Annotated in this window: 22 protein-coding genes and 4 pseudogenes; 10 read left to right on the forward strand and 16 right to left on the reverse strand. The window is 64.8% G+C overall.

The window, feature by feature from the left end; all coding sequences use genetic code 11:
* Positions 1 to 47 precede the first annotated feature (47 nt).
* Positions 48 to 3,794: a trifunctional transcriptional regulator/proline dehydrogenase/L-glutamate gamma-semialdehyde dehydrogenase gene (gene putA / locus BM144_RS15725; RefSeq protein WP_217644347.1), complete on the reverse strand. Its 3,747-nt coding sequence runs from the start codon at positions 3,792 to 3,794 to the stop codon at positions 48 to 50.
* Between the two features lie 140 nt (positions 3,795 to 3,934).
* On the opposite strand from putA, the gene BM144_RS15730 reads away from it, so the two are divergent.
* From BM144_RS15730 to BM144_RS15760, 9 genes and pseudogenes are all read left to right on the forward strand, one after another.
* A complete protein-coding gene (locus BM144_RS15730; protein ID WP_092954092.1) occupies positions 3,935 to 4,417 on the forward strand; it encodes an Lrp/AsnC ligand binding domain-containing protein in 483 nt (160 codons plus the stop codon).
* A 126-nt stretch (positions 4,418 to 4,543) separates the two neighbouring features.
* Positions 4,544 to 4,873, forward strand: coding sequence for a hypothetical protein (locus BM144_RS15735; protein ID WP_092954095.1), 330 nt, complete (start codon positions 4,544 to 4,546; stop codon positions 4,871 to 4,873).
* A 47-nt stretch (positions 4,874 to 4,920) separates the two neighbouring features.
* The gene (locus BM144_RS15740) at positions 4,921 to 5,595 is read left to right on the forward strand and encodes a secreted signal peptide protein (RefSeq protein WP_092954098.1); all 675 of its coding nucleotides are present in this window, start codon (positions 4,921 to 4,923) and stop codon (positions 5,593 to 5,595) included.
* A gap of 108 nt (positions 5,596 to 5,703) precedes the next feature.
* A complete protein-coding gene (gene rlmD / locus BM144_RS15745; protein ID WP_092954101.1) occupies positions 5,704 to 7,167 on the forward strand; it encodes a 23S rRNA (uracil(1939)-C(5))-methyltransferase RlmD in 1,464 nt (487 codons plus the stop codon).
* A 207-nt stretch (positions 7,168 to 7,374) separates the two neighbouring features.
* A pseudogene (locus BM144_RS23470) lies at positions 7,375 to 7,842 on the forward strand (transposase family protein); the annotation flags it as partial.
* Between the two features lie 92 nt (positions 7,843 to 7,934).
* Positions 7,935 to 8,489, forward strand: a complete 555-nt coding sequence (locus BM144_RS15750) for a TetR/AcrR family transcriptional regulator (RefSeq protein ID WP_092954104.1) — start codon at positions 7,935 to 7,937, stop codon at positions 8,487 to 8,489.
* A gap of 326 nt (positions 8,490 to 8,815) precedes the next feature.
* A complete protein-coding gene (locus BM144_RS22840; RefSeq protein ID WP_139225740.1) occupies positions 8,816 to 9,202 on the forward strand; it encodes an MCP four helix bundle domain-containing protein in 387 nt (128 codons plus the stop codon).
* A 5-nt stretch (positions 9,203 to 9,207) separates the two neighbouring features.
* A complete protein-coding gene (locus BM144_RS15755; RefSeq protein ID WP_353615077.1) occupies positions 9,208 to 10,296 on the forward strand; it encodes a methyl-accepting chemotaxis protein in 1,089 nt (362 codons plus the stop codon).
* Positions 10,297 to 10,542: 246 nt separating this feature from the next.
* A pseudogene (locus tag BM144_RS15760) lies at positions 10,543 to 12,132 on the forward strand (methyl-accepting chemotaxis protein); the annotation flags it as partial.
* Between the two features lie 319 nt (positions 12,133 to 12,451).
* On the opposite strand, the gene BM144_RS15765 reads toward BM144_RS15760, so the two are convergent.
* The 15 genes and pseudogenes from BM144_RS15765 to BM144_RS15835 all read right to left on the reverse strand — a co-directional run.
* Complete coding sequence (locus BM144_RS15765; RefSeq protein ID WP_092954110.1) at positions 12,452 to 12,625, reverse strand: DUF2274 domain-containing protein; 174 nt, start codon at positions 12,623 to 12,625, stop codon at positions 12,452 to 12,454.
* A complete protein-coding gene (locus BM144_RS15770; RefSeq protein WP_092954113.1) occupies positions 12,622 to 13,902 on the reverse strand; it encodes a TraB/TrbI/VirB10 family type IV secretion system protein in 1,281 nt (426 codons plus the stop codon). The genes BM144_RS15765 and BM144_RS15770 overlap by 4 nt, the downstream gene beginning before the upstream one ends.
* Positions 13,903 to 13,904: 2 nt before the next feature.
* Complete coding sequence (gene trbG, locus BM144_RS15775) at positions 13,905 to 14,897, reverse strand: P-type conjugative transfer protein TrbG (protein WP_092954116.1); 993 nt, start codon at positions 14,895 to 14,897, stop codon at positions 13,905 to 13,907.
* Positions 14,894 to 15,598 carry a conjugal transfer protein TrbF gene (gene trbF, locus BM144_RS15780; protein WP_092954120.1) on the reverse strand — a complete coding sequence of 235 codons (705 nt, stop codon included), beginning with the start codon at positions 15,596 to 15,598 and terminating at the stop codon, positions 14,894 to 14,896. Before trbF ends, trbG begins: the two co-directional genes overlap by 4 nt.
* A gap of 18 nt (positions 15,599 to 15,616) precedes the next feature.
* On the reverse strand, positions 15,617 to 16,984 hold the full coding sequence (gene trbL, locus BM144_RS15785) for a P-type conjugative transfer protein TrbL (protein WP_092954123.1): 1,368 nt from the start codon (positions 16,982 to 16,984) through the stop codon (positions 15,617 to 15,619).
* Entirely contained in the window at positions 16,981 to 17,307 is a 327-nt protein-coding gene (locus BM144_RS15790) for a hypothetical protein (RefSeq protein WP_092954126.1), read from the reverse strand. Before BM144_RS15790 ends, trbL begins: the two co-directional genes overlap by 4 nt.
* Positions 17,308 to 17,319: 12 nt before the next feature.
* Complete coding sequence (trbJ, locus tag BM144_RS15795) at positions 17,320 to 18,063, reverse strand: P-type conjugative transfer protein TrbJ (protein ID WP_092954129.1); 744 nt, start codon at positions 18,061 to 18,063, stop codon at positions 17,320 to 17,322.
* Positions 18,060 to 20,510, reverse strand: coding sequence for a conjugal transfer protein TrbE (gene trbE / locus BM144_RS15800; protein WP_092954132.1), 2,451 nt, complete (start codon positions 20,508 to 20,510; stop codon positions 18,060 to 18,062). The genes trbJ and trbE overlap by 4 nt, the downstream gene beginning before the upstream one ends.
* 10 nt (positions 20,511 to 20,520) lie before the next feature.
* The gene (locus tag BM144_RS15805; RefSeq protein ID WP_092954135.1) at positions 20,521 to 20,790 is read right to left on the reverse strand and encodes a VirB3 family type IV secretion system protein; all 270 of its coding nucleotides are present in this window, start codon (positions 20,788 to 20,790) and stop codon (positions 20,521 to 20,523) included.
* On the reverse strand, positions 20,787 to 21,170 hold the full coding sequence (locus BM144_RS15810; RefSeq protein ID WP_092954138.1) for a TrbC/VirB2 family type IV secretion system protein: 384 nt from the start codon (positions 21,168 to 21,170) through the stop codon (positions 20,787 to 20,789). Before BM144_RS15810 ends, BM144_RS15805 begins: the two co-directional genes overlap by 4 nt.
* Positions 21,167 to 22,238: pseudogene (trbB, locus tag BM144_RS15815) on the reverse strand (P-type conjugative transfer ATPase TrbB). The gene BM144_RS15810 and the pseudogene trbB overlap by 4 nt, the downstream one beginning before the upstream one ends.
* Complete coding sequence (locus tag BM144_RS15820) at positions 22,235 to 22,711, reverse strand: CopG family transcriptional regulator (RefSeq protein WP_092954141.1); 477 nt, start codon at positions 22,709 to 22,711, stop codon at positions 22,235 to 22,237. Before BM144_RS15820 ends, trbB begins: the two are co-directional and overlap by 4 nt.
* Positions 22,708 to 24,705 (reverse strand): conjugal transfer protein TraG, encoded by a 1,998-nt coding sequence (locus BM144_RS15825; protein WP_092954144.1) that lies wholly within the window; start codon positions 24,703 to 24,705, stop codon positions 22,708 to 22,710. Before BM144_RS15825 ends, BM144_RS15820 begins: the two co-directional genes overlap by 4 nt.
* Before the next feature lie 235 nt (positions 24,706 to 24,940).
* Positions 24,941 to 25,204 (reverse strand): EexN family lipoprotein, encoded by a 264-nt coding sequence (locus BM144_RS15830; protein WP_092954147.1) that lies wholly within the window; start codon positions 25,202 to 25,204, stop codon positions 24,941 to 24,943.
* A pseudogene (locus BM144_RS15835) lies at positions 25,201 to 25,653 on the reverse strand (LysR substrate-binding domain-containing protein); the annotation flags it as partial. The gene BM144_RS15830 and the pseudogene BM144_RS15835, both read right to left, overlap by 4 nt.
* A 58-nt stretch (positions 25,654 to 25,711) precedes the next feature.
* Here BM144_RS15835 and BM144_RS15840 point away from each other — a divergent pair.
* Positions 25,712 to 25,994, forward strand: a 283-nt coding sequence (locus BM144_RS15840; protein ID WP_139225676.1) for a transposase, incomplete at its 3' end; no start/stop codon positions are given.

A 25,994-nucleotide genomic window follows, 5' to 3' on the forward strand; every position in this document is an offset into this window, starting at 1 on the left:
CTGGGGCACCGAATCTCTCCCAGAGGCCCCTGTGGCGCGCCGTGCCGTCAATCCATGGTCATCAGGCTCGCGTTGCCGCCCGCCGCGGCCGTGTTGATGCTGACCGCGCGCTCGATCACCAGCCGTTCGAGCGCCACGCGGGTGTCGCCGGGCGCGTGCCCGGAGACGCCCACGATGGGACCCGGCCGCGCCGCCAGCACCCGGCAGACCTCGCGCAGCGCGTCGGCGGGGCCGTGGTGCAGCACGGCGTCGAGCGGCGTGCCGGGGGCCTGCCAATCCGCCGCCAGCACGATGCGCTCCTGCACGGCACCGGGCAGCGTGGCGCGCAGAGGCGCCGCCGTGGCCGGCCAGAGCGCCTGCCCGCCCACGGCCAGCACCGCGGCCAGCTGCACCAGCCGGTCGGCATCGGCATCCGCCAGGCACAGGACGTGTTCGCGCGCGAGCACGGTGTACTGGTTGCGCTCGCCCGTGGGGCCGGGCAGAGTGGCCGAGCGCCCGGCCGGTGACAGCCGCGCGAACTGGCCGCAGGCGTCTTCCAGCGGCGCGTTGCCGGCCGCACGCGCCCAGTCGGCCAGCGCGCGCAGGGCGGGCGAGGGGGCGGTGCCGCGGGCGGCGGGTTCGGCCATTGCCGCAGTGGCGCCTTCGGCGGCCGCTGCGATGGCCGCCAGCGCCGCCCCGGACGGTGCCTGCGAGGCCAGCCGCAGCAGGTAAAGCGGCCCGCCGGCCTTCGGTCCGGTGCCCGAGAGACCCTCGCCGCCGAACGGCTGGACGCCGACCACCGCGCCCACCATGTTGCGGTTCACATAGACGTTGCCCGCGCGTGCGCGGCGCAGCACGCGCTCCACCGTTTCGTCGATGCGCGTGTGCAGGCCCTGGGTGAGCCCATAGCCGGTGGCGGCGATCTGGTCGAGCATCTTGTCCAGGTCGGAGCGCGCGTAGCGCACCACGTGCAGCACCGGCCCGAAGACCTCGCGCTGCAGCTCCGACAGGCTTTGCAGTTCGATGAGCGTGGGCGGCACGTAGGTGCCCTCGGCCTGGGTGCCGGCCGGCACCGGCCCCTGGTGCACGGCGCGTCCGCGCTCGCGCAGCGCCGCGATGTGGCGCACGATGCCCTCGCGCGCCTCCGCGTCGATGACCGGGCCCACGTCCGTCGCGAGGCGGTCGGGCCGGCCCACGTGCAGTTCCGCCATCGCGCCGCGCAGCATCTGCAGTACGCGGTCCGCCACGTCTTCCTGCACGCAGAGCACGCGCAGCGCGGAGCAGCGCTGGCCGGCGCTGTCGAAGGCCGAGGCGATCGCATCGGTCACCACCTGCTCGACCAGCGCCGATGAGTCCACCACCATCGCGTTCTGCCCGCCGGTTTCGGCGATCAGGGGCACCGGGCGCCCCGCGGGATCGAGCCGGCCCGCCACGCTGCGCTGCAGGATGCGCGCGACCTCGGTGGAGCCGGTGAACAGCACGCCCATCACGCGCGCATCGCCCACCAGCCGCGCGCCCACGGTCTCGCCGCGCCCCGGCAGCAGTTGCAGCGCGCCGCGCGGCACGCCCGCGCCGTGCAGGATGCGCACGGCCTCGGCGGCCACCAGCGGCGTCTGTTCGGCGGGCTTGGCCAGCACCGTGTTGCCGGCCGCGAGCGCGGCCGCCACCTGGCCCGCGAAGATCGCGAGCGGGAAGTTCCAGGGGCTGATGCAGACCACCGGGCCGAGCGGCGCCCAGCCTGCGGCGGAACACTGCGCTTCCACCTGGGCCGCGTAGAAGCGCAGGAAATCCACCGCCTCGCGCACCTCGGCCACGGCATTCGCGCAGGTCTTGCCCGCTTCGCGCATCAGCAGCGAGAGCAGGGCGGGCGTGCGGGCTTCCAGCGCATCGGCGGCCCGGCAAAGGATGGCGGCCCGCTCCGCGGCAGGCGTGGCGGCCCATGCGGGCGCGGCCTCGCAGGCCCACCGCAGGGCGCTGTCGGCGTCGGCCTCGGTGGCTTCCTGCACGCTGCCCACGGTGTCGGCATGCCACGCGGGGTTGCGCACCGGCGCGCGCGGCCCGTCAGGGACCGACCCGGCCAGCAGCGGGGCGGCCTCCCAGGGCTGGTGCGCGTGCTGCTGCAGGGCATCGGCCAGCGGCGCCAGGACGGCGTCGCTCGCCAGGTCCAGCCCGGCGGAATTGCGGCGTGCAGCGCCATAGAGCGCCGGCGGCAGCGCGATGCCCGGGTGCGGCCGGCCGGGGGGTGTTTCGGCCGCCACGGCGGCCACGGGGTCGGCCACCAACGTTTCGAGGGGCAGGGTGGCATCCGCCACGCGATTGACGAACGAGGTGTTGGCGCCGTTCTCCAGCAGGCGCCGCACCAGGTAGGCCAGCAGCGTCTCGTGCGTGCCCACGGGGGCGTACACGCGGCACGGCCGGTTCAGCCCCGCCGCGCCCACCACCTGCTCGTACAGCGGCTCGCCCATGCCATGCAGGCACTGGAACTCGTACTGCCCGGGCGTATAGCGCTCCGGCACCGCCAGCTCGTGGATGGCCGCCAGCGTGTGCGCGTTGTGGGTCGCGAACTGCGGGTACACGGCGTCCGGCGCCGCGAGCAGGCGCCGGGCGCAGGCGATGTACGACACGTCGGTGTGGGCCTTGCGGGTGTAGACGGGGTAATCCTCGAGGCCGTCGATCTGCGCGCGCTTGATCTCGCTGTCCCAGTAGGCGCCCTTGACGAGGCGCACCATCAGCCGGTGGCCGGTGCGGCGGCCCAGGTCGATCACGTGGTCGATCACGAAGGGGCAGCGCTTCTGGTACGCCTGGATCACGAAGCCGATGCCGTTCCAGCCCGCGAGCGACGGTGCCTCGCAGAGCGCCTCGAGCAGGTCGAGCGAGATCTCCAGCCGGTCGGCTTCCTCGGCGTCGATGTTCAGCCCGATGTCGTGGCCCCGCGCCAGTTCGGCCAGGTGCAGCACGCGGGGGAACAGCTCCTGCATCACCCGCGCATGCTGTGCGCGGCTGTAGCGCGGGTGCAGCGCCGAGAGCTTGATCGAGATGCCCGGGCCCTCGTACACGCCGCGCCCCGCCGATGCCGCGCCGATGGCATGGATCGCGTCCACGTACGACTGCAGGTAGCGCTCGGCATCGGCCGCGGTGAGGGCGGCCTCGCCGAGCATGTCGTAGGAGTAGCGGAAGCCCTGCGCCTCGCGCGGGCGGGCATTGGCCAGTGCCTGCGCGATGGTCTCGCCCGTCACGAATTGCTCGCCCATCATGCGCATCGCCACATCGACGCCCTTGCGCACCAGCGGTTCGCCCCCGCGCGCGGTGATGCGGCGCAGCGCGGCGCCCAGGCCCTGCTCGCTGTGCGTGGCCACGAGGCGGCCCGTGAGCAGCAGGCCCCAGGTGGCCGCGTTCACGAACAGCGACGGGCTCTTGCCCAGGTGCGGCTCCCAGTCGCCGCGGGCGATCTTGTCGCGGATGAGCGCATCGCGCGTGGCGTTGTCGGGGATGCGCAGCAGCGCTTCCGCCAGGCACATGAGGGCCACGCCCTCCTGCGACGACAGCGCGAACTCCTGCAACAGCCCCTGCACGAGACCCGCGCGCCCTCCGGCGCTCTTGCGCTGCCGCAGCCCGCCCGCCAGCCGCAGCGCCAGCGCCTGCACGCGCTGCGCGATGGCGCCGTCGATGCGCGCCTCCTCCAGCAGCGGGGCGATGGCCTCCGGCTCCGGCACGCGGCAGGCCGCCGTGATCGCGGCGCGCAGGGGGGTGTCGGCCGGAGCGCCGGCACGGGGGGCGAAGGCCGCGAAGGGCAGGTGGGGGAGGGGGGCGTTCATGGCGGTGTGGTCGCTGCGAAGAGAGAGAGAGAGGAGAGAGGAAAGAACGGCAATGCCTGCGATCATCCCGCGAGCAGTGAAGAATAAATGCGTAAAAATTGGCGGTGACGGCGAGTTTTTCGCCATGAAAGGTGCAATCCATGGATGATCTGGATCGGATCGACCGCAAGATCCTGGCGATCCTGCAGGACGACGGGCGCATTTCCAATCTGAAGCTCGCCGAGAGCGTCGCGCTGTCGCCCACGGCTGTGCTGGCGCGCGTGCAGCGGCTCACGCGCGAGGGCTACATCCTCGGCTACGAGGCCCGCCTCAATCCCCAGAAGCTGGGCGCCGGCATGCTGGTCTTCGTCGAAGTGCTGCTCGACCGCACCACGCCCAACGTGTTCGACCAGTTCAAGGCGGCCGTGCAGGTGCATCCCTCCATCATGGAATGCCACATGGTCGCGGGCGGTTTCGACTACCTGGTCAAGACCCGCCAGGCCGACATGAACGCCTACCGGCAGTTCGCGGGCGAGGTGCTGTGGCAGCTGCCGGGCGTGCGCGAAACCCGCACCTACGCGGTGATGGAGGAGGTCAAGCACTCGTTCCACCTCGCGCTGGATGAGCGGGGCGGGCGCGGCTGAGGCGCCTTTTTCGGGGCAAAGTCCGCAATAATCCGTCCCGTTGCCCGCCCGCGGCTTTCCAGTCCGGGCCCGGGTTCTTTCTCTCCGCGGCCACCCGTAACGTCCGCCTTCCCAGGAGCCCCGCCGATGCCTGCATGCCGTCCTGCCCTGTTCGTCGCCGCCGCGCTGTTCGGCGGCCTGTGGAGTTCCACCGCTTCGGCCGCCTGCTATGTCGTCTACGGGGCCAACCAGCAGGTGGTCTACCGCTCGCAGACGCCGCCCGTCGATCTGGCGCAGCCCCTGCACCAGACCCTGCCGCGCGTCGCGCCCGGCGCGACGCTGGTCTTCTCGCTCGACACCAGCGAATGCCAGCTGGAGATCAACCGGCTGCCCGCCGGCGCCTCGGTGCCCGGCTCCCGCGTGGGCCTGGCCCCGTCCGACAACGTGCCGCGCCTCGTGCGCCCTGCGCGCAGCTGATCCGGTCCGCACAGGCCGGCCCCTGCCGGCCGATGGAGGGGATTCCGATGCTTTTTCGATCGCTTCCGCTGTTCGGCACGCTCGCCTTCGGCATGGTCCTGAATCCGGCCTGCGCGGCAGGCGCCGATGCTGCCGCGTGTCCGGGTGCCCTGCACGCGGCCTTCGCCGTGTCCGGCGATGCGTCCGTCCTGCCCGCCACCTGCCGGCACATCGGCCCGGTCGCGCTTGGCATGGGCCGCCAGGAGGTGTCTGCCGCGCTCGGCCCGCCGGACGTGGTGCGCACGGATGCCGCGCACCCCGGCACGGTCAGGGTGGTCTACCTATACCCGCGCGGGCTCAACGCGCAACTGGCGGCCCGGCCCCGCCCGGCCGGTGCGTTCCGGTACGGCGAGCTGGCATTGCGTTTCCGCGATGGCCGGGTCACGAACGCCATGGCCTACGCCCCTCCCGGAGTGGCGTTTCCCTTCGATCTGCTGGGCGACGCTGCGGGCGCGCAGGTCGGTGCCGTGCTACAGGCGATCGGCGGCCAGCCGCAATGGAACGCCAGCCGCGATTACGTGCAGTTCGCCGCCATGCCGGTGGGCATCGACATCGATCCAGCCACCTCGCGCGTGATCGGGCTGGGCGTCGCCGACAGCAAGCAGGACCTGTACACCTTCGGCCTGCCCGCGCTGCGCCTGACGAGGGACGCGCACACCGGCCTCGTGAGCGGCGTGCACTGAATCCAACCCGCGCGCCTTCTTTTTGCGGGCGCGGCCGGAGGCGCTCACCGCCTGCCGGCAGGGGGCGCCCTGTCCCGGAACCGTTCTCCGGCCTGAGACAATCCGGGGATGAGCGATCCCACAGAACATCCCACGACCCTTCCGGACCCCGCCGAGCCGGGGCGCACCGATCTCCCGCCCGGCTGGCTCGAAATCACCTCCATGGACATGGACGCCCAGGGCGTCGGCCGCAAGCCCGACGGCAAGGTCGTCTTCGTGGACGGTGCCCTGCCTTTCGAATGGGTGAGCGCGAACACCCACCGCAAGAAGAACAACTGGGAGCAGGCCAGCCTCACCGCCATCCACCGCGAATCGCCGCAGCGCGTGCGCCCGGGCTGCCCGCACTTCGGGCTGCACGCCGGGGCCTGCGGCGGCTGCAAGATGCAGCACCTGCACGTCGGCGCGCAGGTGGCCGTCAAGCAGCGCGTGCTGGAGGACAACCTCTGGCACCTGGGCAAAGTGAAGGCGGAAACCGTGCTGCGCCCCATCGAGGGCCCGGCCTGGGGCTACCGCTACCGTGCCCGGCTCGCGGTGCGCCACGTGGCCAAGAAGGGCAAGGTGCTCGTGGGCTTCCATGAGCGCAAGAGCCGCTACATCGCCGACATGGAGGTCTGCCCCGTCCTGCCGCCGCACGTGAGCGCCATGCTGCTGCCCCTGCGCGAGCTGATCGGCTCCATGGACGCGCGCGATACCTGCCCGCAGATCGAGCTGGCCTGCGGCGACGCCGTCACCGCGCTGGTGCTGCGGCACCTGGAGCCGCTGTCTGCGGACGACCTGGCCCGGCTGCGCGCGTTCGCCGCGGTGCAGGGCGTGCAGTGGTGGCTGCAGCCCAAGGGGCCGGACACCGTGCGCCTGCTGGACGAGGGCGGTCCGCAACTGAGCTACGCGCTGCCCGACTTCGGCATCACCATGCCCTTCAAACCGACCGACTTCACGCAGGTTAACCCGCACATCAACCGGGTACTCGTCACGCGCGCCCTGCGCCTGCTGGACGCGCGCCGGACGGAGCGGGTGATCGACTGGTTCTGCGGCCTGGGGAATTTCACCCTGCCCATCGCCACGCAGGCGCGCGAGGTCCTCGGTATCGAGGGGAGCGAGGCGCTGGTGGCCCGCTCGCGCGAGAACTATGAGAGAAATCGCACGGATGCCGCCAGAAACATTGAATTGTCTGCTACTAATTTTGTAGCGCGCAACCTGTTCGAGATGACGCCGGACATGCTGGTCGCGGACGGCGTGGCCGACAAGTGGCTGGTGGACCCCCCGCGCGAAGGCGCTTTCGCGCTGGTGAAGGCGCTGGCCGACATCCACCAGGCACGCATCGGCGCAGAAGAAGCCCCGCCGCTGCCGGCTGCGGCCGGAGGCTGGACGCCGCCACAGCGCATCGTGTACGTGAGCTGCAACCCGGCCACTCTCGCGCGCGACGCGGGCCTGCTCGTGCACCAGGCAGGCTACCGATGCGTCGCCGCCGGGGCGGTGAACATGTTCCCGCACACGGCGCACGTCGAGAGCATGGCGGTGTTCGAGCGCGCCTGATCGGCCGCGCGCATGCGGGGCCGCAGGCAATAAAAAATGTCCGCTGTCAAGCTCTTTGTGAGGCCGCATCCCGAAGTGAAAAGTCTTTTGCGGCAAGAGGTTGCAGCAGATTTCTACCGTTGTGTGCGAATGCCGTTATTTGAGCTAGGTGCCACATAGGCTCCTTTAGATTGGAAGCGCAGGAGCGTTGCAGCGTTTAAGGGCGCGTGGGACACGGTGCACTTTGCCATAGGCGACCTCTCCCGCGTGTAGTTCGTACAAGTGCTCGCAGATGAGGCGGCTCCCAGTTGCATGCAGTTTTGCGATACGCCATGGCCTACTACGCAGGCATCGGCGTGCGTATCGAACGGGTGATTACCGACGACGGCACCGGCTATTAGAACGCCTTCCAAGCTGCCTGCCAGGAGTTGGGCACCAAGCACATCCGAACAAGGCAGCACGTCCCCAAGATCAACGGCAAGGGCGAACGCTCCTTCAAACCAGTTTGTGCGAGTGGGCCTATGCCCTAGCCTACGAGAGCTAAGCCCAGCGCAGGCTACTTTGCAGCCCTTCATTGACTACTACGACTGGTGCCGGCAACCATGTGCTCTCAATCACCAGCCTCCCACTAGCCGCATTCTGGCAATGAACAACGTCCTGGAACGTAACACCTGGTACAGCCCATGGGACGGTTAGAGCACGCGAGAGGCATGCGTATCTACAGTAGTTGACTGAATAGATTTAATTAATATACTATACGTACATCTTACTTTTAAGAAGAGTTTCTGATGTCCACTGCCGCACGCCGACCCAGTTCACGAGAAAAACTACTGAGTGCTGCTGCAGACTTGGTTGCCGAACACGGAGTTCAGCACTTGACCATAGAGGCTACAGCTGCAGCAGCTGGAGTGACAAAAGCTGGGTTGATCTACCACTTCAAAACGCGTGACGACTTGTTGAGTGCGCTGGTCGAGCACATGGTTGGCGAGTTGGACATTCAGACCCACGGTAAAGCGTTAGCTGAAAGCGCGTCGTCGCTCAAGTCACAGATCGACGTCATGGAGAAATTCACTTTTGACATGCAGCCTGCGCAAAAGCGCCTCCTGACAAACATGCTCGCGGCGGCAACTACGCATCCCCACTTGCTACCTCCTGTGCGCTCCTTGTTTGAGAAGGGCTACACCGGTCTGGATCGCGGACCCATGGCAGGTCGGGCACTTCTTCTTTCAGCTGCGCTGGATGGACTGCTCCTGATCGAACTATTGCAACTCCACACTTTCAGCCCGAATCAGCTCGACTCCATTCGCTCAGCACTTCGTGATTTGAGCCGCGACCTATCTTAATGAGGCTGATTTGGGTGATTCACCACCCTTGCGCTATCGCAGTCACCAATCTAATTGCATGGATTTGGGCAGGAGAATTTTTTGATTTGCTGCCTTGATGAGAGGTTAATTGCGGCCGAAGATTATCCTGGATTATTAAAAGAAAATTATTGAAATCCACTCGTGTCAAAAATTAAGATTTTCAAATTTACAAAGTGAAAACTGAGGTGGGAAAATGCGGTTGGATGACATAAAAGTACCGAGGAAGTTGCTGGGTGGTTTTTTGGGTGGCAATTTCATGCATCGTCTTGGTGGCGGCTGTTTCTCAAAATCACAGCAGCAACACCATGACCGACGCTCTGAACCAGATCCAAGAAATCGACAATCGCTTGGCTAAAGTCATAAGATGGCGAGGAGTTACAGGTACCGCAAACGTGATGGTGCAAACCATTGCAATAACGACGGATGAGGTACTGAAAAAAAACTATACCGCGCAACTCAAGGATGCAATTGCGGTCATCAATAAAATTCAGGAAAATATCATTTCCGAACTTTCTGATCCTGCCGAAAAGGCAGGCATGGAGAAAATACAAACGATACGAAAAAGTGTTTTGACAGGCGTTGGCAAGGTGCGAGAACTTCGTAGTGCCGGAGACATAGCAGGTTCTCAAATTTTTTATAAAGAAGTGTTCTCACAGCTTATCCTTCAATACGAGGGGCACAAGATTCTTTAATAACTTTGCTTGAGCAGCGTCGTAGTAGTTTGGAAGAATATGCTAACACTCAACGCATTAGAGCAAACTATATTAGTGCCTTTGTAGGTTTGGTTGTGATTTCTATAGGGGCGGTATTTTCTTGGTTTCTTGTCCGCTCCATTACGCAGCCGCTTAACCAAGCGGTTGCGGTAGCCAACGCGATAGCAGTGGGTGATCTCACAAGCGAGCTGCATACAACTCGTAAAGACGAACTTGGAGAAATGTTGCGAGCTCTCTCTCAGATGTCCGCACAACTGCGTACTGTGGTGGATAAAGTGCGCCAAGGTACGCAGTCCGTCTCATCTGCTTCCGTTCAGATTGCCAACGGAAACGACAATCTCTCCGCGCGTACAGAACAGACTGCAGCAAACCTCGAAGAGACAGCCGCCAGCGTTGAGGAGCTCACTGCCGCAGTTACCCAGGCTGCGGATACCGCTCAACAGGCCAATCAGCTTGCCAGATCGGCAGCTGAGGCAGCAGCGCATGGCGGCGAAGTTGTCATGCGAGTGGTGACCAGCATTCAGCATATCACGGCAAGTTCACGCAAGATCAGCGACATCATTGGTGTCATTGATGGCATCGCATTTCAAACCAATATCCTTGCGCTTAACGCCGCAGTAGAGGCTGCTCGCGCAGGCGAGCAAGGACGTGGCTTTGCTGTCGTAGCCAGCGAGGTCCGTGGCTTGGCCCAACGCAGCGCAGAAGCTGCCAGAGAAATTAAGCTGCTTATCAGTAAGTCGGTAGCGGACGTCGAATCTGGCTCCGTGCAAGTAGCCTTGGCGGGCAAAACGATGCACGAGATCGTCTCAAGCGTACAGCAAGTGAGCCATCTCATTGGCGAAATCACAGCATCGTCCGGCGAGCAGCGCGATGGGATATCTCAGATCAATCAAGCTGTAGCCAATTTGGACCAAATGACACAGGAAAATGCTGCTCTTGTTGAAGAGGCAACCGCCGCTGCTGCCTCCATGCGTGATGAAGCTCATAGGCTATCCGAAGCGGTAGCCGTTTTCAATTTGGGTCTGCTCAATAGACTCACGGCAGCATCTACGCCACGGTCCCGCATGACGTAGTTATCTGCCCGGGGCCATCGTCAGCAACGCTTTTGCGTGTAACAGAAAGGTCAACGGATTTATTTCCCAATGGAAATTTTTCTATTCCGTTAGACCATTAACACTCGATCTGCCCCAACTCAACAACAAGGCCAAAGAGCGGTAAGCCAGACGGTGGCTGAAACCCTCAAGTACCAGCAACGCAATCCCCCGCACTAAGCGGCCTGGAGCCCCAAAATCAACAAAATATTAAGTTAGGAAAACGACATGAAATTCATGACGAACATAAATTTGGGCACCATGCTGGGCATGGGTTTTTTTGCAGTTATCGCATTCAGCTTTTTAGTGGCTGCGTATGGGCGCATTCAACTCGGCCACGTAAGCGAGAACATCCAGACTCTTTCTGAGGACCGATTAGGCACATTGCTGCGGCTTCAGTAAATCAAGGACAACATTAATCTCATTGCGCGCACAAGCCGCAACATCGTTATGCTCGATGATGAGCAGCGCAAGGCTGATGAAAGCCGTCGCTACGACGAGACCACTGCGCGAAATTCGCAGCTCATTGCAGAGTTACAACAGCGAGTGAATTCTCCGGAAGGCCGAGCTCTTATAAACAAGGTTGCTCAAGCTCGCCCTCCATACATGGAAACGAACAAAAAGATTGTTGAGTTGGGCATGGCCAACCAAACCACGGCTGCGAGGGACCTGCTACTGGGTGAAATGCGGCCATTACAGGCAGCCTACTTCAAGGCTGTCGACGACCAGATCGACCACCAGCGCAAGATGACAATCGAGATGGCGGCAACATCCGAGCAGGACGTCCATGAAGCGGGCTTCATGCTTGTGGTGCTGGCGCTTTTCTCGGCCGCCTTGGGCGCCCTCGTCGCCTGGGCAATCACTCGCCACGTCAAGAGCCAACTCGGCGGCGAGCCCGTCTACGCCGCCCACATCGCCCAGGAGGTCGCCCAAGGCAACCTCGCCGTCCAGGTTGACCTGCGCTCCGGCGACTGCTCCAGCGTCCTCGCTGCCATGAGTGCCATGCGCTCTAGCCTAGCAAAAGTCGTCTCCGAAGTGCGCCACAGCAGCGAATCCATCGCCACAGGTGCTTCCCAGATTGCCTCCGGCAATGCCGACCTCAGCCAGCGCACCGAGGAGCAAGCCTCGAACCTTCAGCAGACCGCCGCCTCCATGGAGCAGATGAACTCCACCGTCAAACAGAACGCCGATACAGTGCGCACCGCCTCCCAGCTAGCATCCTCTGCAGCGGCCTCCGCCGCGCGTGGCGGCGAGGTTGTGGGCAACGTCGTGCGCACCATGGAGGACATTACCGCCAGTTCGCGCAAGATCGGCGACATCACTGGCGTGATCGACTCCATCGCGTTCCAGACCAACATTCTGGCGCTGAATGCCGCCGTCGAGGCTGCCCGTGCCGGCGAGCAGGGCCGCGGCTTTGCCGTCGTTGCGAGCGAGGTTCGCACCCTTGCGCAGCGCTCCGCCCAGGCAGCCAAGGAGATCAAGGACCTCATCGGCGAGAGCGTCTCCAAGGTCGAGACCGGCTCCCACCTCGTCGGCCAGGCGGGCTCCACTATGGGCGAGATCGTCGATCAAGCCCGACGCGTTGCCGACCTAATCACCGAGATCGGTGCCGCCACCCGCGAGCAGACACAGGGCATCACCCAAGTCAGCGATGCCGTCAACCAGCTCGATCAGGTCACTCAGCAGAACGCCGCCCTGGTCGAGGAGTCAGCCGCCGCCGCTGACAGCCTCAACTCCCAAGCATCACGACTCGTCAAGCTCGTTAGTGTGTTCAAAGTTGACGCTACAGCCACAAACCTCGTTCTTGCACCCAGCAGGACTCAGCTAGCACGCTGATGCTTTGTTGCGCCATGTCAGAGGATTTACCCGGCAGTGAATTGATAGTTGATAGCGAGTCTGGGGGAGAAGTATTCCTGGCTCTTTTTACCCATGATGTGTCAGTTTGCAATAGCGAAAATCTGTCCTAGTCCGCGTCGCACGTTGGCTAGGAATTTCGAATAGGAGAGGCCCGGTTGCACCGCGATATCCGGGATGGGTTCACCAACAGACAAACTCAGGTTCATGACACAAACCGTATCTCCCATATTCACCGTCGTCCTGCCGTGCCTTTGAATCCTCTATCCCCTGCCATGAACGCCTACAGCATGTGCGGAATTAACGTCAGGGCATCGACCGTCTCGCCATACGCCTGCGCGTATAGGGCGGCGTAGCGGTCGAGGTCGGCTTTCAAGCTGGTTGGGCAAACGAAAGTCAGCTTTGTGCTCTCGGTCTTCGGCAGCGGACCGAGCCGCAGCTTCTTGGTCGTGCTCATTGTGAATCCCCCCGGTTGAAGAACAGCGGCTGGTAAGGCCGCAGCACCAGATCCCGATTGACGATGATGCGAACCGGCAGGCCCGGTCGTTGCGTCAAGGATGGCTGGATATTGAGGTTGCGCCGGGTCATCTCCTGGCCGACCTGATTGATGCTGTCCTGCGCGCTGTCGCGCCCAGCGATGATGACGCGATCACCATCCTGCCGGTTCTCCGGCGCGGCCAGCTCGGCACCGACACCCAGCAGCGTCGTCAGCGCTGCGCCGGCAACGATGCGGCCCCAGTGGTAGTCCACATCGTCCTCCAGCCCGGCGTAGCCGGCCGGGTCGGTGCCGGCCAGGTTGTCGAGCGTGAGCGAAGACGTGTCCGGCAGGATGATCCGGTTCCAGACGACTTGAACGCGGCTCTGCCCGTAGCTGACCTGGCTGTTGTACTTGCCCAGGATGCGCGATCCCTGAGGGATCAGCAGGAAGCGCCCGGTGGCCGAGTCATAAACCGGCTCCGTCACCGTGGCGATCACGTCGCCGGGCAAGTCCGACTTGATTCCCGTCACCAAGGCACCTGCGAGCACCGTTCCGGCCATGACCTGATACGGCGAAGCCGGCAGGGTCAGATTGCCGGAATTGCGGGTTTCCGTGGTTCTGGCTTTCTGAAACGCCTCTTTCTGGTCTTGCCGGTTTTGCACCGCTGTCGGGTCAGCAGGTTGGGCCGCCGTGGAGGCCGGGCCAGCAGCCAGCGGGTCGAACGCCGCATTGGCGGCGAAGCCCGGCGTAGCGGCCACCTGTGGCTGCGCCACCGGCGCAGCCTTCTGCGAACCCGAGCGGAAGAACACCGACGAAGCCGCGGCTGCTTCGGCTTCCTTGCGCAGGGCATCGTTCGGGTCGTGACCAGACGCCGCGTAGGCGGCCGTCGCCGGCTGCTGCGACTTCACGATAGCCGGGCCAAGATCGCCCGGCAGCGGTGGCCCTAGTTCGGGAACGGCAGGCGGCAACGCCGCCGGCAGCTTGGAATAGTCCGTCGGCAGCGCATCCAGTCCTTCCGACTTCGACACACCATCGACGTTGTAAAGCTCGGTCTGTTCGCCTGCGCTGCGTCGCTGAGGTTGCAGCGACCACATCAGCGCGCCGAGCACGGCGACCGCCAGGACGCCGGCAAGGGTGGCCAGCGAGCGCCGGTTCAGGCGTGTGACTGCACGCGGCTGGGCGCGCAGCGCCACTGCCTCCGGCGCCACCTTTTCCGCCTGCGGCGCAGCAAGGTTGGGAGTGTCATCCTGGCTCATGGTCAGTCCCTCCGTGACATGCCATCCGTGCGCTCGATCCGCACCACGTCACCGCCATCACCGCCCAGGCGCAGTTCGGCCGCGCCGAACAGTCGATCCACGATGTAGTACGGCGGGCGGAAACGGTAGTTCACCAGTTGCCCGTCACCCTGCGGGCCGATCACGAACAGCGGCGGCAACTCTCCTTGGGCGATGCCCGGCGGGAACTGGATATACACCTTCTCGCCGTCATCGAAGGCGCGCAGCGGCTTCCACGGTGGATTGCTGCCGCTGACCGCGTAGCGGAAGCGAATCTTTTCCAGCGACAGGCCGGTATCGACCGGCGCAGCGGCGCTGGCCGCTTGCGCCTGGCGCTGCAAGGCCTGCATCCGGTCTTTCGGATAGTCCCAGGACACCGAAGCCATCCATGCACGCTCGGTCGAGGTCAACTCCAGCAGGTACGTCCGGCGGCTGGTGGTAATGACCAGATTGGTTTTCAGGGCCGAGCGGATGGGCTTCACCAGCACATTGACGCGCAGCGCGTCGCCGCTGCCGCTGGACGTGTCGCCCACGATCCAGCGCACGGTATCGCCGGCGGCGACCGTCACCAGTTCCTCGCCGGGCTGGAGCGAAACCACGGTCACGCGCCCCGGCGCGGCATAGACCTGATAGAGCGCGCCATCGGAGAATGGCCACACCTGAATCGCATTGACGTAGCCCTCGCGCGTCGGCGCGATACGTGCCTCGGCGTTGGCCTTGGACACGCGCAAGGTTTCATCGGCGGGTTCCGGCGTGGGCTTGGCCTCGTCCATCGCCGGCAGCGGCTTCAACTGCGCCGGCAGCGCGAGTGGTTCAGGCACGGCGACGACTTCCACGGGCTTGGGCGGTTCAGGCAGCGGCTGGGCCTGCACCGGCTCATCGAGCGAGATGGACGGCGGCGGCTTGCCGTGCGAGGCGCAGCCCGCAAGGGCAAGCAGAATCGACGGTAAAGCGTAAAAGCGGAAAGGCAGGTTCATAGCTTGGCTCCTTCGGACGAATCCAGTTCACGGCTCCACGACAGGCCGTTGACGTAGATACCCAGGGGGTTCTTGCGCAGGCGTTGCTCGGTGCGCGGGGTTTGCAGGACGGTGGACAGCACAGCGTTCCAGCGTTCGGTGCCGGCAGGTGCGCCGTTGACGAACCGCTGTTCCGTCCAGCGCACGTTGAAAGACGTGTCGCTGGCGCGCACCACGCTGGTGATCTGCACCGTCACCGATTCGCGGCCGACGCGCGCGAACGGGTCGTTCTTGCTGGCGTAGTCGTTGAGCACCGCCGCGCCTTTGTCGGTGGTGTAGTCGTAGGCATCGAGCCAGTTCTGCCGCACCACGATGGGGTCGATGGACAGCGAGCGAACCAGCGTGACGAAGTGCGCCAGGTGGTAGGCGATCTGTGCATCAGCCGGCTTGTACGGCGTGGCGGCCTCTCCCACTGCGCGCACCTGTCCGGCCTGATCGACCTCGATAACATAGGGCGTCACGATGGACTGCGCCGAGCGCCAGACCAAGCCACCGGCCATCAACAGCGCGAGCACCAGGCAGCCGAAGGCCATCAGGCGCCAATTTTTCGCCTGTACGCGGGCGGAGCCGATACGGTCGTCCCACACCTGGGCGGCGGCTTGATATGGGGTGGCAGGCTGCGGCGTATCGGCGTAGCGCACCTGCGGTCGTTTGAATCGCATGGATGGTCTCCTTGAAGGTCAGGTATCGGAATCCCGCAGGCTCGGGCCTTGCGCGGAGCCACCGCCGTCGCCGCCACGCAGCGTGTGGGCGGCAGTGGTCGCGGCATGGGTAGCCTGCTGGCGGCGGTGCATGCGCTTGGCCCAGGCCGGTTGCTCCTGCTTGGGCGAGCTGGCGGCACCGTCTTCCGCTTCTCCTGCGGTGGCCTGGCCTGCACCAGCGCCTGTGCCGTTCCAGCCGGCGCGGAAGGAATCGGCCACCTTCTGCCCGGCATAGGAAGCGCCGGAAGCGGCCCGGCTGCCCGCCGCCTGTGCGCCGGTCTTGGCGACATTGCCGAGGCCAGCCGCCGAGCCCTTGGCACCGCCGCCGGCCGCAGCGGAACCGGCCTGGAACGCCGATCGGGCACTGCCAACCGCCGAAGTCGCGGCACGCGCGCCGGCACCGGCCAGCTTGGCGGCCGCCGGGGCCATTCGTGCGCCGGCCATGACGGCGCCGCCCACGCCCGTTGCAGCGGCGCCGATCGCAACGCCGGTACCGACAGCGCCGACCACAGCACCAGCCATCGCGCCCGCACCAAGCTGCGGCGCACCGGACACCAAGCCGGTGGCGATACCGGGGCCGAAAATGCCCAGCGCCAGCAGCGCGAGCGAGGCCAGCATCACGACCAGCGCGTGGTCGATGGATGGTTCGTCGGGATGCACCTGGAACTCGGCGAACAGCCCGGAACCGATGCCTACGATGACGGCCAGCACCAAGACCTTGATGCCTGACGACACCACGTTGCCTAGCACCTTTTCCGCGAGGAAGGAGGTCTTGTTCCAGAGTGCAAACGGGATCAAGACGAAGCCGGCGAGCGTAGTCAGTTTGAACTCGATCAGCGTGATGAAAAGCTGCACGGCCAGCACGAAGAAGCAGAGGATCACCACCAGCCAGGCGATGAACAGAACCACGATAGGGTCGATGTTCACGAACACCTCGGGGAACCCAGCCATGTCCCCGATCTGTTCCAGAATCGGCGCGGCTGCGTCGATGCCGGTCTTCGCCAGCCGGCCCGGCTGAAGAAAGTTCTCCATCGTGATGGCCGAACCGGTAGCGGTGATCCCCAAGCCGGCGAACGAGCGAAACACGATGCTCGCCAGCCAGTTGAAGTTGTCGATGATGTAGGCGAACGCGCCGAAATAGAGCACCTTGCGCAGCAGCTTGGCGATCACGTCGTCTCCCTGGCCGGTGGCGTGGCTCATGGCCCAATACAGGCCAGCGATCGTCATGTCGATGATGATGAGCGTGGCGGTGAGAAATGCCACTTCGCCCTGCAATAAACCGAAGCCCGAGTCGATGTAGCGCGAGAACGTATCGAGGAAACGGTCGATGATGGTCACGTCGTTCATGGCGAATCCTCGGGCGGAGTGAGCGGAACGGCGCCCTCTGGCAATTCATCTGCGGGCGTATCGAAGCTCGGCGGAATCGGGGGAAGTTCAGCCAGCGAGTTGTATTCATCCGGCCCGGTATGGCCGGCGAAGAAGCGCCGCCGGAAGGCTTCAGCGGCGGCGCGGCAGGCATCCTCGCCCACGGCCTGCCGGTCGGCCGCGCATTGCCCGCGCAACGCCTTGAGCCGCACCGGATCTGCGGCCAGGGCATCGGCCAGGTTCTCGGCCGGCTGCTGGCCGCAAGCGGTCAGCATCACGGCCAGCAGGACGGAAGCGCATCGCATGGCCGCCTCCGGTCAGTTGTTGTAGAAGTTGACGGACTGCGGCGTGTACGGCGTGCCGGTGCCCAGAAAGCGCCGCCGCACTTCGCGGGCGCGCTCCATAGCCGCCGCTTGCCGCGCCAGTTCCAGTGAAGCGGCCCGGTCTTGCGTGATCTGGAGCTGCTGCGCCTGGATCGACTGCTTGGCCTGCAAAGCTAGGAGCTGGTTCGTCGCCTGCATCGCTTGCAGCGCGCCGGTGGACGACTGGCTCTGACTCACGAGGTCGGCCAGCGCGCTTTCGTCTTGGGCGAGGTTCTGCGACACCTGCGCCTGCATCCGCATCGCGGTGTGCAGGCCGTTCAAGGTGTTCTGCCAGCGCTCGCGGGCGTCCTGCGCCATGCGGTCGCCGCTGATGGTGGCGGCGTACTGTTCCGGGTACAGGCGGGCGAACGTCGCATCCATGCTCTGCACGTCGTAGGCCAAGCCGCGCGCCTCCGCGATCAGGCGCTCGGTGGTGGCGAGCGTCGAGCGCAGGCGGTTGACGATGTTGAAGTCGAGGTTTGCCAGGTTCCTGGCCTGGTTCATCAACATCTGCGCTTCGTTCTGGAGCTGGTTGATCTGGTTGTTGATCTGTTCCAGCGTGCGCACGGCGGTCAGCGTGTTCTGCACGAAGTTGGACGGGTCGAACACCGTAAGCGCGGATGCGGGCTGCAGGGCCAACAGCGATACCGACAGCACGGCAGCGAGTGAGACAGAGAGCAAACGGGGCTTGGTCTTCATGGTGAAACCTCCATGGGTTGAGAAGCGAGAAAGGAAGCTGCCGCCGGAGCGGACGGCAGCAGGTCGGCGGCCCAGCCGAGGCCGCGATGACGCAGCCACGCGCCGGCGAAGCCGGGAGCGCCGGCCTGCGTCAGCATGCGGTCAATGTCGCGTTGGTCTTGAGGGGTGGATGCGCCCGCGAATGCGAGCGCGACAGGCCCCAGGTCGAGGTCGAATAGGCGGTTGCCGAGGCGCGACTGGTAGTAGTAGTCGCGCTTGGGCTGCGCGGTGGCGACGATCTCGATCTGCCGGCTGTTCAAGCCGAAGCCTTCGTAGATCGAGCGAATCTGCGGCTCGGTCGCCTGCGGATTAGGTAAGAAAATCCTGCTCGCACAGCTTTCGATGATGGCTGGCGCGATGGTCGAGTCCTTGATGTCGGCCAGCGACTGCGTGGCAAAGATGACGCTGACGTTCTTCTTTCTGAGCGTCTTGAGCCATTGCCGGATGCGGGCCGCGAAAGATGGCTCATCAAGGAATAGCCACGCTTCATCGAGGATCAAAAGCGTGGGCGCGCCGTCGAAACGTTCGTCGAAGCGGGCGAACAGGTAGCGCAGCACCGCTTGAACGGCGGCAGGGCTGTGCATCAGTTCTTCCATCTCGAAGCCCTGCACGTCTGCCATGCCCAGCCGGTCTTGGTCAGCGTCCAGCAGCTTGCCGTGTGCGCCGCCCAGCACATAGGGCGCGAGCGCTTGGCGCAGCGCGTTGGACTGCAATAACACCGACAAGCCGGTCATGGTGCGCTGCTCCGCCGGCGCACCGGCAAGGCTTCTCAGCGCCGACCAGATGGCAGCCTTCTCGTCCGGGCCGACCGTCACGCCTTCGTGCAGCAGCCGGCCCTCCACCCATTCGGCGGCCCAGGTGCGGTAGCCCTCCTGGGCAATTCGTGCGAGTGGCTGGAAGGCGATGCCGCCATCGGCGCCGAGGTCATAGTGCTCACCGCCAAGGCCGAGGATGGTGGCGCGCATCGAGCGCCCCATGTCGAAGGCGAAGATCCGCGAGCCGAAGTAGCGCCGGAACTGCATGGCCAGGATGGCGAGCAGTACTGACTTGCCCATGCCAGTCGGCCCAGCGACAAGGGTGTGGCCCACGTCGCCGATGTGCATTACCAGCCGGAACGGCGTCGCACCATCGGTGCGTGTCACGATCAGCGGCGGGCCGTCGAGGTGGTCGTTCTTCTCCGGCCCAGCCCATACCGCTGACAGCGGCATCATGTGGGCCAGGTTCAGCGTTGAAACGATGGGCTGACGCACGTTCGCGTATGCGTTTCCGGGAATCGAAGACAGCCAGGCATCGACGGCGTTCAATGTTTCGGGGATCGTCACGAAGCCCCGGCCCTGGATGACGCGCTCCACCATGCGCAGCTTCTCGTCGGCCACGGCCGGGTCGGCGTCGAGCACCGTCACCGTGGCGGTGAGGTAGCCGAAGGCAACTTGGTCGCTGCCCAACTCCTGCAAGGCGGAGTCGGCGTCAGCGGCCTTGTTGCTCGCATCGGTATCCACCAGCGGGGATTCCTGCTGGAAGATCGTCTCGCGCAGCAACGCGACGACGTTCTTCCGCTTCGCAAACCATTGACGGCGCAAGCGGCCGAGTTCCTTTTCCGCCTCGGCTTTGTCCATGCAGAGAAAGCGTGTGCTCCAGCGGTAGCCAAAGCCCAGGCGGTTGAGGTCGTCCAGAACCCCCGGCCACGTCGAGGTCGGAAAGCCTCGCACCGACGCCACGCGCAGGTGTTGGTCGCCGAGCATGGGCGCAAGGCCACCGACCAAGGCGCAGTCGGCCAGCAGCGCGTCGATATGGAACGGCACGTCGGGCACGCCGACGCGGTAGCGCCGCGTGGACACCGTGGCGTGCAGGTAGGTCAGCGTCTGGTTGTCATCGAGCCAGGCAATCTCCGGCATCACGCCATCGAGCAGATCGAATACCCGATCGGTTTCCGCCACGAAGGCATCGAGCCGGCCACGCCAGTCCACTCCGTCGCCTGGCGAGTTCTCGTAGAGCAGCTTGGCAGCGCGGGCACGCGATTCCTCGGGCGGCAGAAACACCATCGTCAGGTGATAGCCGCTCTCGAAGTGGTGGCCCGATTCCTCAAAGGCGGCGCGGCGTTCCTCGTCCACCAGCCAGGACAGTGGCTCGGGAAAGTCCGAGTGCGGATAGTCTGCCGCTGGCCGGCGCTCGGCTTCGATGAACAAGGCCCAGCCTGAACCCAGGCGGCGCAGCGCGTTGTTGAGCCGCGCCGATGTGGCGATCAGCTCGCCCTGCGTGGCGCTGTCCAAGTCTGGCCCGCGAAAGCGTGCGGTGCGCTGGAATGAGCCATCCTTGTTCAGCACCACGCCTGGCGCGATCAGCCCGGCCCAGGGTAGCCAGTCGGCAAGCAAGGCCGGGCGCTGACGATATTCGGCAAGGTTCAGCATGCGATCCTCCTCACACGTCCAGCAGCGGCTTGTGCTTGATGTGGCGCGCGAAGACCTGCATAAACTGCGGATCGACGCGCGCACCCCATACGGCCAGCGAGTGGCCTACGATCCAGAGCACCACGCCGGGAATCCACAGTTGCAGGCCCAGGCCGACGGCGGCGGCCAGCGTGCCGTTGGCGATTGCCACGGTGCGCGGTGCGCCGCCCAGCAGTATTGGCTCGGTCAGCGAGCGATGCAGCGGCACCTCGAAGCCTGGAAAGTCGCTGGCCGCACTCATACGACGGCCCCGCCGGAGAACGAGAAGAACGACAGGAAGAATGAGGAAGCGGCGAACGCGATGCTCAACCCGAACACGATCTGGATCAGCTTGCGAAAGCCGCCGCTGGTGTCTCCGAAGGCCAGCGCCAGTCCCGTGGCGATGATGATGACCGCGACGATGCGTGCCACCGGCCCCTGGATCGACTCCAGAATCGACTGCAAGGGCTCCTCCCACGGCATCGAGGAACCGGCGGCCTGCGCCGTCCCGGCCAGCAACAGCAGCAGCGCGGCCAGCAGCAGTCCCTGACCCGCAGGGCGGGTGAGGCTGCACAGCGGCGCCAGGCCGGACAGGCGAGGAAGCGGATTTACGGAAAAGCGGAAAGAATCAACATGCGTCATGGCAGTTCTCCAAGTCGGTTGGGGGGGGCGGGGATGTGCAGCGGCGTCAGCTGCGAGAGGAACCGGCGTCAGCTCCGGAAACGGCGTTTCCAGTGCGTCCGCCAGGCGATAGCCCGTGTCGTCGAAGCCGACGACACGGGCTATGGTTTCGACGTGGCGCTTGCGGCCGCGTCCGGCGATGTGGATGACGACGTTGACCGCCTCGGCGATCAGCGCCCGCGGCGGATTCACAGCGACTTCGAGAATCAGCTGTTCGAGGCGCAGCAAGGCGCCCAGCGCGGAGCCGGCATGGATGGTTGCAATGCCGCCGGGGTGGCCGGTGCCCCACACTTTGATGAGGTCGAGGGCTTCGCCGCCGCGCACCTCACCGACGATCACGCGGTCAGGCCGCAGGCGCATCGTGGCCCGCACCAGTTCGGTCATGGTGACGACGCCGGCGCGGGTGCGCAGCGGCACATGGTCGCGGGCCGCGCATTGCAGCTCGATGGTGTCTTCGAGCACCAGCACGCGGTCGCCTGTAGCGGCGATCTCGGCCAGCAGCGCGTTCGCCAGCGTGATCTTGCCGGTGCTGGTGCCGCCAGCGATCAGGATGTTCTGCCGCTCGCGCACGGCGCGGCGCAGGAACTCGGCCTGCCCGGCGGTCAGGATGCCGTCGGCCACGTAGCGATCCAGGCCGATGATGCTCACGGCCCGCTTGCGCAGCGCGAAGGCTGGCCCCGGGGCGGCCGGAGGCAGGATGCCCTCGAAGCGCTCGCCGGTCTCCGGCAACTCGGCGGTCAAGAGCGGCTGGCCGCGATGCACCTCCGCACCGACATGCGCGGCGACCAGGCGGATGATGCGTTCACCATCGGCCTCGGGCAGCTCCACGCCCAGCGGCGAGCGACCCGACGACAACCGATCCACCCACAGGGTGCGATCGGGGTTGAGCATGATTTCCACCACATCCGGGTCTTCGAGCGCAGCGGCGATCAGCGGCCCCATTGCCGTGCGCAGCATCTGGATGCGGCGATCCTGGGACGCTGCTGCGGATGAGCGAGGTTCGGGCGGGATCTGTGGAACGGCACTCATGACGCACGCTCCGCATTTCGTTCATGGGCGGACGCCATCGCTGCTGTGTCATCCATCCGCATCGGATCGGGGTGCAGTTCCTCCACCACGTCGCGCACCAGACTGCGGCCACGCAGCAGGTGGCGGCCCAACTGCTCGACGAACTGCTCGAAGCGCGCTTTGCCCTGGGCGCGAGCGGCGTCTTGATGGGCTTCGGGCACCGGCGTGCTGACGGTCAGGAAGTAGCGGATGAACAGCGCCAGCGTTTCGATCTGGATGTTCTGGTCGCGCTCCAGGCGTTCGGTCTGCCGCGACAGCCGATCCAGCCGCTTGGCGATGGCGGCCTCGCGCTGGTCGCCAGCATCGGGCGACAGCCAGGACGCCAAGGCCGCTGCGACGATGGACGACTTGGACACGCCTTTCTTGGCGGCCAGTTCCTCCAGGCGCTGAGCGTGCTCGGGCTGGATGAAAAGATTGAGGCGGTATTGGCTCATAGGTCGATTCCGTCGTTGGGGTCGAGGGAAGCCAGCCGAGCCGTGCGCTGCATGGCTGGGTCGAGCTGGCCGGGAAGCGGCAGCGCCAGGTCGTCGTCATCGAGCAGCGCCAGGTCGCTCGCATGTGCGTCCGGCTCGGGGTCGTAGGCGACGGTTTCGGAGAGTTCGGGCTGGCGGCGTGGGCCGCCGTCATCGGTGCCACCCAGGCCATCGGCGGATGCCGAGGCCGGCGCCGCAGGTACGGCCGGGATCGCCAAGCCGCTCCAGTCGTCGGGGCGGGCTGGTGGCGCGTCGGCGTACCTCCCGGCTACGAGCGCGGGCGGTGGCAGGACGCGATTCTTGAAATTGGCGTCGGCGTAGTAGCGCAGCTTCTTCGCGCGGATCGGGGCGACGCTGGACACCATGACCACGGCGTCATCAGGTGGAAGCTGCATCACCTCGCCGGGCGTCAACAGCGGACGTGCAGTTTCCTGACGCGACACCATCAGGTGCCCCAGCCACGGAGCGAGCCGGTGGCCGGCGTAGTTGCGCTGCGCGCGAAGCTCGGTGGCGGTGCCGAGGGTTTCGGAAATCCTTTTCGCCGTCCTTTCGTCGTTGGTGGCGAAAGTCACCCGGACATGGCAGTTGTCGAGGATGGAATGGTTCTGCCCATACGCCTTGTCGATCTGATTCAGGCTTTGAGCGATGAGAAAGCTGCGGATGCCGTACCCGGCCATGAAGGCAAGCGCGGACTCGAAAAAATCTAGGCGACCCAGCGCCGGAAACTCGTCCAGCATCAGCAGCAGCTTGTGCCGGCGCGCGATGCCATCGCTGCCGTCGAGTGATTCGGTCAGCCGCCGCCCGATCTGGTTCAAGATGAGCCGGACCAGCGGCTTGGTGCGGCTTATGTCCGAGGGTGGCACCACGAGGTACAGCGATACCGGGTGCTCTGCGGAAATCAGGTCAGCGATGCGCCAATCGCAGCGCGACGTGACTTTGGCGACGGTCGGGTCGCGGTACAGGCCGAGAAACGACATGGCGGTGGAGAGCACGCCCGATCGCTCGTTGTCCGACTTGTTGAGCACTTCGCGGGCAGCGGATGCGACAACCGGGTGAGGCGCGTCGCCCAGGTGCTTCGTCGTCATCATCCGGTGCAGCGTCAGCTCGAACGGGCACGCCGGGTCGCTGAGGAAGTTGGCGACACCGCGCAGCGTCTTGTCCTCGCCTGCGTACAGCACATGCAGGATGGCGCCGACCAGCAGCGCGTGACTGGTCTTCTCCCAATGGTTCCGGCGTTCAAGTGCACCATCGGGATCGACAAGAATGTCGGCTACGTTCTGCACGTCGCGCACCTCGTGTGCGCCGCCCCTCACTTCCAGCAGCGGGTTGTATGCTGCCGACTGCGCATCGGCGGGGTTGAACAGGAGGCAGTGGCTAAACCGTGAACGCCAGCCGGCGGTGAGCGTCCAGTTCTCGCCTTTGATGTCGTGAACGACGACGGATGCGGGCCAACTCAACAAGGTGGGAACGACCAGGCCTACACCCTTGCCTGAGCGCGTTGGTGCGAAGGTCAGGACGTGTTCCGGGCCTTCATGGCGGAGGTACTGGCCGCGATGCAGCCCGAGGAAAACCCCGTCGGGCTGGATCAGCCCAGCTTTGCGTATGTCTTCCGCATCGGCCCAGCGTGCCGAACCGTAGGTGGTGACAAGGCGCGCTTGCCGCGAACGCCACACCGACATGGCGATGGCGACCACCACGGCCACCAGACCGCTACCACCCGCGATGGCCCCGCCGATATCGAAGACGTGCGGCGCGTAGGCATCAAAGAAGAACCACCACTCGAACAGCCGCCAAGGGTGATAAACCGGGGTTCCAAAGAAGTCGAACCACGGCGAGCCAAGGCGTAGTTGATAGCCCAGGGCGGCGGCTGTCCATTGCGTTGCACTCCACACACCGGCGATCACGATGCCGAAGACGGCGGCGATCTGCCCAAACAGTACGCCCTGAGCTTGCATTGACTGGCCTCCGATTTCTCTGCGCTGATACCTCGTTCAAAAAGCGGTACAGATCAGTGCCGCTTAGAAGGAGGATCGGTGCTGGGGGAGTGCCGGTCAAAGACCGTTATGGGAAGCAAGATGATGCAAAAAGCATCGTTTCAGGTTAGAGCAAACCAAATAGAAACGCCGCAGGCGGGAGCGCACTGCGGCGTGTTTTAAGATAACGGTCAACTAATTTGCGAAGTACTCACCATCAGAACTTCGGCGGTGTCTCCGATGGTGTATAGGGCGTCTTTCCGTCGCCATAGAAGCGTTTGCGCGTAGCTTCGGCCACTCGGTTGCAGAGTACCTCGCCCAGCGTTTTCCTGTCAGTTTTGCATTGTTTGCGCAGTTCCTGCAAGCGGGTGGGATCAGCCGCCAGTTCATCGACTGTCAGCACGTTGACCTGCTTCGGTGCCTCGGATGGACCACAGGCCGTAAGCAGAAAGGCCAGCAGCAATAATGTCATTCGCGTCATATCTCAATGTCCTCCTGTACATCGGGGCGGGAAGCAGGTGCGGGACTGGAGCCCTGGGGCAAGGCGATGGCCTTCACCCTTTCGATGAAGCGAGACAGCACTTCTGAATTTTCACTCTCCCGATGCAAAACATAAGTTATCAGCACCGGAGAACGGCCTGCTAAGGGGCGCGCGACCACGCCTGGCTCGCGGCTAGCGGCGATGTGCGGTGCGCCGGTCAGCCCAAGCGCAAAACCAGCGGATACCAGAGCCATCATCAAATCGCAGGACGCCACGCGCTCGGCAATCAACGGTTCAATGTCCGAGCGCCGCAATATCCTATCGACTTGGCGGGCATGCCCTTCGCACACGAGCGGATCGCACAGCACTAGGGGGTAGCGCATCATCTCTTCCAGGGGAAGACGCTTGTACTTGAGCAGTGGGTGGCGCGCAGGAATAGCCACCATCATTAAAAGCGGCTAACAAAACCATGTCATCGCAAATCGAGCGAAGAGCGTTTGGTGATGCATGAGTCGAAACAAGAAAAAAGAGATAAGCGCAGCACTGTTCAAGAAGGTTGCGCCGCTGTTGCCGGTAGTCGCCGCCTCGGCCAAGGGCGGTCGCCCGCGGGTGAGCGACGAGATGGCCCTCAACGGCATCCTGTTCGTTTTGCGCACCGGCATCCCTTGGGAAGAGTTGCCCCAGGAACTGGGCTTTGGCAGCGGCATGACTTGCTGGCGGCGTCTACGTGACTGGCAGGCCGTGGGAGTGTGGCATCGCCTGCATCTGCTGTTGCTCGATGAGTTGCGCG

Origin of the sequence: Paracidovorax konjaci, from assembly GCF_900112675.1 — a bacterium.
In the GTDB taxonomy this organism is placed as follows: Bacteria; Pseudomonadota; Gammaproteobacteria; order Burkholderiales; family Burkholderiaceae_C; genus Paracidovorax; species Paracidovorax konjaci.